This window comes from Barnesiella sp. CU968 (assembly GCF_905219685.1).
GTDB classification, from domain to species: domain Bacteria; phylum Bacteroidota; class Bacteroidia; order Bacteroidales; family Muribaculaceae; genus Lepagella; species Lepagella muris_A.
Window position 1 is genome coordinate 1 of the sequence record NZ_CAJMXD010000125.1, and the last position, 7380, is coordinate 7380.

At 45.6% G+C, this 7380-nt stretch carries 4 protein-coding genes; 2 read left to right on the forward strand and 2 right to left on the reverse strand.

Going from position 1 to position 7380, the window contains the following annotated elements; all coding sequences use genetic code 11:
- On the forward strand, nt 1-3068 hold a 3068-nt coding region (locus JX312_RS06445; RefSeq protein WP_204457439.1), incomplete at its 5' end, for a T9SS type A sorting domain-containing protein.
- 152 nt (nt 3069-3220) lie between these two features.
- Here JX312_RS06445 and JX312_RS06450 read toward each other — a convergent pair.
- Nucleotides 3221-4714 carry a succinate CoA transferase gene (locus JX312_RS06450; protein WP_204457440.1) on the reverse strand — a complete coding sequence of 498 codons (1494 nt, stop codon included), beginning with the start codon at nt 4712-4714 and terminating at the stop codon, nt 3221-3223.
- 92 nt (nt 4715-4806) lie between these two features.
- Here JX312_RS06450 and miaB point away from each other — a divergent pair, with 92 nt between their 5' ends.
- On the forward strand, nt 4807-6192 hold the full coding sequence (gene miaB / locus JX312_RS06455; RefSeq protein WP_204457441.1) for a tRNA (N6-isopentenyl adenosine(37)-C2)-methylthiotransferase MiaB: 1386 nt from the start codon (nt 4807-4809) through the stop codon (nt 6190-6192).
- Nucleotides 6193-6303: 111 nt separating this feature from the next.
- Here the strand turns inward: miaB and JX312_RS06460 are convergent, their stop codons facing one another.
- Entirely contained in the window at nt 6304-7152 is an 849-nt protein-coding gene (locus tag JX312_RS06460) for a fibronectin type III domain-containing protein (protein ID WP_204457442.1), read from the reverse strand.
- Between the last annotated feature and the right edge of the window lie 228 nt (nt 7153-7380).

The window sequence follows — 7380 nt, forward strand, 5'->3', positions numbered from 1 at the left end:
CGGCAGCGGCTTCCATTACGGAATACAGAATACCTGCAACTCTGTCTGAATTTGAAGCTCAATGGGAAATATTGTCCGGCACAACCGACGGCAAATGGACATGGGTCGACGATTCAACTCCCTACGCGGAAACACAGCCAGTAAACAAGGGCGAGAGCGGGGCTACTTTAGTATATGGAACACCTTTGGAATTAAAGTGTGGTGAAATATATTATATCTATGCGAATGTGTGCTCTGCCGACTATAACGATGAAGAAAGATTCTATATCGTGTTTGGATCAGACAAAAACAATTTGTCTCCAATTTCCGAGAGCACATCTGTATTCTTTACATATCGCAATCGCGACTTGACTTCTCCAAATTTCCAATATCGTCCCACAGACGGCAACAAGGATTATTGCAAAATCACAGTTTCTGAAGACGGTGTTTATTGGTTTGGAATACGCAGCTGGTACGGTAACGGATCTTTTGCAGACAAAAAATTACAATGTGCAGGTTTTAAGATCGAAAAAGACGTGAATTATCCACAGAAAGTGACGTCTGCAACCGCAACCGCAGATAATTCGGGTAAACTGGAAACAACCCTAACGTGGACATGGCCTTCAAAAAATAAAGACAATTCTGAGATTTCAGGCACAATAGGTGCAAATATATATCGCCACATTTCCGACAACAAGTCTGATATATACAAGGCAGAAAACATAATCGCAACAATAAGGGACGGCACTCCCGGAGAGAAAGCCTCATTCATAGATAATGAAACAAATAGCAAATCTTCAATATCCACACCGGGAAAGTACTATTACTACATTGCGCCCTTCAATGACTATGGTGAAAATTCGGAATGCACATCTTCTTCTGTCATAACCTGCAAATGGGTGGGAGAAGATGAAAAAACGCTACCGCCTCTTAATGTAGTTGCAAGAGCGGTTGGAAACGGAGTCGAGATTTCTTGGCAGGCGCGCATGCTGGGATACAATGGAGGATGGATCAATCCGGAACTCTTCTCCCACAGAATAACCCGATCTAAAAACGGAGGTCAACATGTCACTGTAGTAGAGAACTATAAAGGAGATTCTCCATATACCGATACTGAACTTGACGGACCGGGATCATACGTATATTCAGTCTATTCTGTTTATAAAGACACAGAAAGTTCTTCACAGAATTCTCCCGGAATCTTTGCGGGCGGCGCGTTTTCAGTGCCATTTTCTGAAGATTTTTCCGATTTGTCAACATTCAGCAATTTTACGATTGCCACATCAAGCACAAGCATAAAGTGGAACAGGAACTATTCGGGATATGCAGAATTGACGGGACCATATTACGGAAGTGCCGATGTCGCCCTCATCACTCCCCCTCTGAAACTCGAATCTGGAAAAACCTACAAGATTTCTTGCCTTTCTTGGGTGGATGAGGTTGAGGAAGACGATGGATACGGATGGGGAGGCAGCATAATCGAACCGGATCCTAAAGACCTTGGCTTTATTGTAGGAACAGAACCCTCATTGACAAATATGGAAACAATTTCAACCGCGAACATAAACAAGGGCGAAGCTGATAAAATATCCGCAGACGCATTCTTTTCACCCTCAGCCAACGGTTCGTATTATTTTGGTTTCCGCTGCAATACCACCAACCGGAATAAGATTTATCTTGACAATATACTTATTGAAGAGTCCGTATCTACACCGGCAACAATCTCCGACCTCTCATTCATTCCAAATGACAAGGGTGCCAACAAGGCTATGATATCCTTTACGATACCCGACAAGACAAATGCAGGAATAAGCCTTCCGGAAATAACTAAAGTCTCGGTCATCCGACACTCTGCAGGTACAGAAAACACGTCAGTCACCGTAAAGACACTCACCGGAGATGACGCCATTCCTGGAAAATCAGTGTCATTTGAAGACGATGTGCCGGAAGCAGGCATGTACGCCTATTCAGCAACATGTACACTCTATGGCACAGATTCCGAAACAGCCACAACACCGGAAGCATGGGTGGGATACGACATCCCGAAAACATTGTCAAGTTTTGCCATACGTGCTGAAATCAATGAGAAGGGTGCTGCCGTGGTGACATGGCCGGCACTCTCGGGGGCACAACTTGGGAAACACAACGGATATGTTGATGCCGAAAACCTGAGGTATCGGATTTATCGCACTCCAAACATCAATATAGGAGAAAAACTGTGCGTGGGAGAATCCGAAGAACTTTCATTTACCGATAATGAGCTGATAAATGCGCCTTGGGATAATTATTCCTACGGTGTGTCTGTCCTGAACGGGATAATGGAAGGAGACATCGCTACAAATAACAAAGTTGCCGGAGGGAAGGTCACCGAATGGCCATTCTCTCCCGACCTCACAGACGACAAATTCATTGAATCTCTCCAAGGTCGGTCTTTCACTCAAGATAACGGACTGGCATTCAAGAATAGGGGCGAACAAGGAGCTATGGAATATATCGCTTATCTGCCTCCATTCCATTCTGCTTCTTCCAACCTTAACTATTCCCTCGATCTTGAAATTTCACGGACCGACATTAATTATGAGGAGCTTCTCGAAATATACCTCTGCGTGATCGAAAGAGACACTCCCGATTCCAAAGGTGAAAAACACTCAGATCCTGAAGCGGTACCCATACCCGGCGAAAATGAAAGATTCTCATTAAAAGTTATTCCCGTTCACGCCTTGTCCGACTCTCCCGCAAAAGAAAAGGTGGATTTCACACTTCCCGCAACAGGAAAGTATCGATTGGCATTAAAATGTGCATCTGTCAACAACAAAGGACTTACCATACATTCCATAACGTTTAAAGATGGCGTGGCCGTTGGCATAAACGATATCACTTCATCATATAACAGAATAGTTGTAAACAATGGAATCATCACACTTCCCGATTCAACAGCAATGGTCTACATTTATACCCCAGACGGAACTGTGGTAGACTATCACAACGAAGCTACCATGCTTGATATCTCAAACCTCAGCAAAGGAATATACATAGTGCGTGTAATCACAACCGATAACAGATCAATAACCGCGAAGATTCACAACTGACAAAAGCGAGCGACATACCCGGCATCTACTGAAAACGCCCGACGGAAACTCCGCCGGGCGTTTAAAGGTTTTATGAGCGATTGTTTTATTAATGCCTAAACTATTGTTGTCAAACAGGTCGTAAATAACGACTTTCCGCATTAAGAAACTGTTTAAACAAATTTCGCGAAATCTGCTTCAAGCATGTCGCCTTTCTCGCTGAATGCATGATGCAATGCGAAAGCAGCCTTGANAGTGTGGGGTGTGTGACCTCCCTTTGAAAGCTTAAGGTAATCCCACATCAGTTCCTTATACATCGGATGAACGCAATTCTCGATGATGGTCTCGGCACGCTGACGCGGATCCTTGCCTCTGAGGTCTGCAACACCCTGCTCGGTAGCGAGGATCTTTACCGAATGCTCGCTGTGGTCAAGATGCGAAACCATAGGAACGATTGTCGAAATCTTGCCACCTTTCTGGATAGAAGGACAAGAGAAGATAGAAAGGTATGCGTTGCGGCAGAGGTCTGCGGAACCGCCGATACCGTTCATCATCTTCGTACCGAGCACATGGGTGGAATTCACATTTCCGAAAATGTCAGCCTCAAGTGCCGTATTCATTGCGATAAGACCAAGTCGGCGAACAATCTCCGGACTATTGGAAATCTCGCCGGGACGCATCAGAACCTTGTCGCGGAAGAAATCGATATTGTCCATGAAGTGAAGCATCGCGTCGTCTGAGAACGTCAGAGCGCATGTAGACGCGAATTTGCAACGCCCCTGCTCCATCAGATGCATCACAGCATCCTGTATCACCTCTGTATACATCTCGAACTGGGGAATCTCCGGATTCTCTCCCAGTCCGTAAAGAACTGCGTTGGCGACATTGCCCACACCGCTCTGGATCGGAAGGAACTCCTTGGGTATGCGTCCCTCGCGAAGCTGCGACGCAAGGAAGTGACAGATATTCTCGCTGATGCGCTGGCTGACCTCATCAGGCGCGGTGAACGGCTTGATGCTCTCCGATGCGTTGGAGGGAACCACGCCGATAATCTTTTTCGGATCTATCTTAAGCACGGTGCTGCCGATACGGTCTGACGGCTTGTAGATCGGAATCTCTCTGCGATTAGGAGGATCCTGCGGCACATAATTGTCATGAAATCCTCTGAAAGAATTTCTGTAATATGAGGAATATTCGATTATCACTTTCTTGGCAAGCTGCGCGATAGTCGGAGTCATGCCGAGTCCGGCACCCAAGATAACCTCACCGTTGGGGCTCATCTCTGTAGCCTCGATAATGGCGACATCTATGTCTCCATAAAAACCATAACGCAAATCCTGCGACAGGTGACTCAGATGAAGATCGAAATAATTCATCTCGGCGGAATTGAGCGACTTACGCATGTCGCTGTGGCTCTGATACGGTGTGCGTATTGCCACTGCATTGGCGCGTGCAAGCTCTCCATCGACATGATCATTGGTCGATGCGCCCGTAAACACATTGATCTTGAAGGGTTTTCCCTCCTCATGAAGTTTCTTGGCGCGTTCTGCCAATGCAACCGTCACTACTTTTGGAGTACCGGAAGCGGTGAAACCTGAAAAGGCTACATTATCACCGTTCTTGATATAACTGGCGGCCTCTTCTGCCGTGATAAATGGGATACTCATGATGTAACGTTATTAGATTTATGGTTCTTTATCGTTTTTTGTGTTGCTTAGATTAAAGCATTTATGTAATTTTGCACAAAAGTAATAAATTTATGCAAGAAAATACTATAAAGAGTAGATTTTTTATTCCAAATAACGATAAAAATTGCACGCTTTCAAAGAAAGTGCGCATTGAAACATACGGTTGCCAGATGAATGTCGCTGATTCTGAGGTAGTGGCGGCAATGATGGAAATGGCGGGGTATGAAACAACCGAAAACGACACGGAAGCCGCCGCTGTCCTCCTGAACACATGTTCCATACGTGACAACGCGGAACAGAAAATTTATTCTCGCATAGCTTACTGGAACTCGATGCGGCGCAAACTGGGACGCAACATCATAATAGGTGTGATCGGATGCATGGCGGAGCGTCTCAAACAAGAGCTGATAGACAGGCACGGTGTGGATATCGTCGCCGGTCCTGATGCATATCTTGACCTCCCGAACCTTGTGGCGGCGGCGGAAACCGGCGCGCCGGCAATCAACATCGACCTCTCTACTACCGAGACATACCGCGACATCGTTCCCAGACGTATCGGCTCAAACGGTGTCTCGGGATTCATCTCGATAATGCGGGGATGCAACAATTTCTGCTCTTATTGCATCGTGCCATATACCCGCGGACGCGAACGCTCACGCGAACCGCAAAGCATTCTCCGCGAACTCGCGGACCTGCGTGACCGCAATTTCAAGGAAGTGACTCTTCTCGGACAGAATGTGAACAGCTATGATTTCACCTCGGAAGACGCTGATGCCGTAGACTTCCCCGCCCTGCTCGAGATGGTGGCAAAAGCCGCGCCTGACATGCGAATACGCTTCACCACCTCACACCCCAAGGACATGAGCGACCGCACGCTTGAAGTGGTGGCGAAATACCCCAACATCGCACGCCATATCCACCTCCCCGTGCAAAGCGGAAGCAACTCCGTACTGAAGGCGATGAACCGCAAATACACACGCGAATGGTACCTTGACCGTGTGGCGGCAATCAGGCGCATCATACCTGATGCCGGACTCTCCACCGACATGTTCACCGGTTTCCACAATGAAAGCGAGGAAGACTTCCAACAGACGCTGTCTTTGATGCGCGAAGCCGGTTTCGATTCTGCGTTCATGTTCAAATATTCCGAACGTCCCGGCACGCTTGCCAGCCGCGAAATGCCCGACAACATCCCCGAAGACGTAAAAATCGAACGCCTCAACCGCATGATCGCCCTGCAAAACGAGCTTTCCCTTGAAAGCAACCGCCGCGACATCGGCAAAGAATTTGAGGTGCTGGTTGAAGGAACATCCAAACGCAACGCCGATGAACTGTTCGGACGCACTTCCCAGAACAAAGTGGCGGTATTCCCCGCATCGGGAGTACGTCCCGGCGATTTCGTCCGTGTCCGCGTCAACGACGCCACCTCCGCGACCCTCCTCGCCGAGTTGGTGTGAAGGCACCCATGGTGCCCCGTCCGCCGTCAATCCCTCTCTCTAAATAAGGCTAACGCAGAAATTCCCAATTGGGAATTTCTGCGTTATTTTGCTATTTTACCCGATAAATACTTATTTAAAAAGTATTTTCTTAGAGTATCTGCCTTGATTTGTAGTGATCAACAGAAGCTTCATTCCATTATTACCGCCATTTATCTCAACATCATGCCAATTTCCGTCAGCTAAAACCGTACAACTTTGTTCAAGACATCCTGTCATATCAAAGATAAACATTTCAGCAATATCACCTCCACCGTTTATCTTCACGCTCAGTTCGTTACTATTCTTTATTTTGAGATCAATATTTTCATCAATTAGTGTCACAGAGTCTATACCTGATACATTCAATGTATGGAAAGTATCTTTCTGGCTATAGGTTATTTCCTTGGACGTTTCTACGAACATCCTGAATTCATATTCTACATTGGGTAATAGATTGTAAATTTTAGTGGACATATCATCTGATGAACATTCAACAGTTATCCACTCCACGGCATCCACCAATTTATATTGGAATCCACATTTTAATATTTGTTCAGAGCCAGGCACAATATATCCCGTCAAAACAACAGCATTACCGGATATATCGGTCGGAGCATAACAATATACTAACGGTTCAAAATAGACATATGCATCCGCTGTTATAAATGCAACCCATTCTCCATAATAAAATTTTTCTGACGCACTTTTATAAAATGGTCTGAATTTATAATATGTAGATTTACTTAATCCATTAAGTTTACCAGCAAGCGATCCGTTGACAGCGCGACAAGGAGCCTGAACGGAAGGCATTTCTTCAGGAGCATCATATCTTCGCCATTCAAAACCCGTTCCTGTTTCATAATCCGAAATATTGGTTTTAGCGCTGATAATTGCGCAGTTATCAGATATTGTCTCAGAAGGATTAGTAACTAAAACCAAATCCGAAGTCTTAAAGCTTCTCGAAGACTGGATTACAACCCCATCAGAAACCACTGAAAAACGTAAGGTATAACTTGTATTGGGATCAAGACCTGATACCTGGATATTATTAATGTCATTATAATCTTTACCGGCATATGTAAAATAAAACTTATCACTGGCGTCTCTTAAAATCTGTTAATGCGAAATTGTTAAACTCTGTATTCATGTTGGTTACGCGATTTTCTG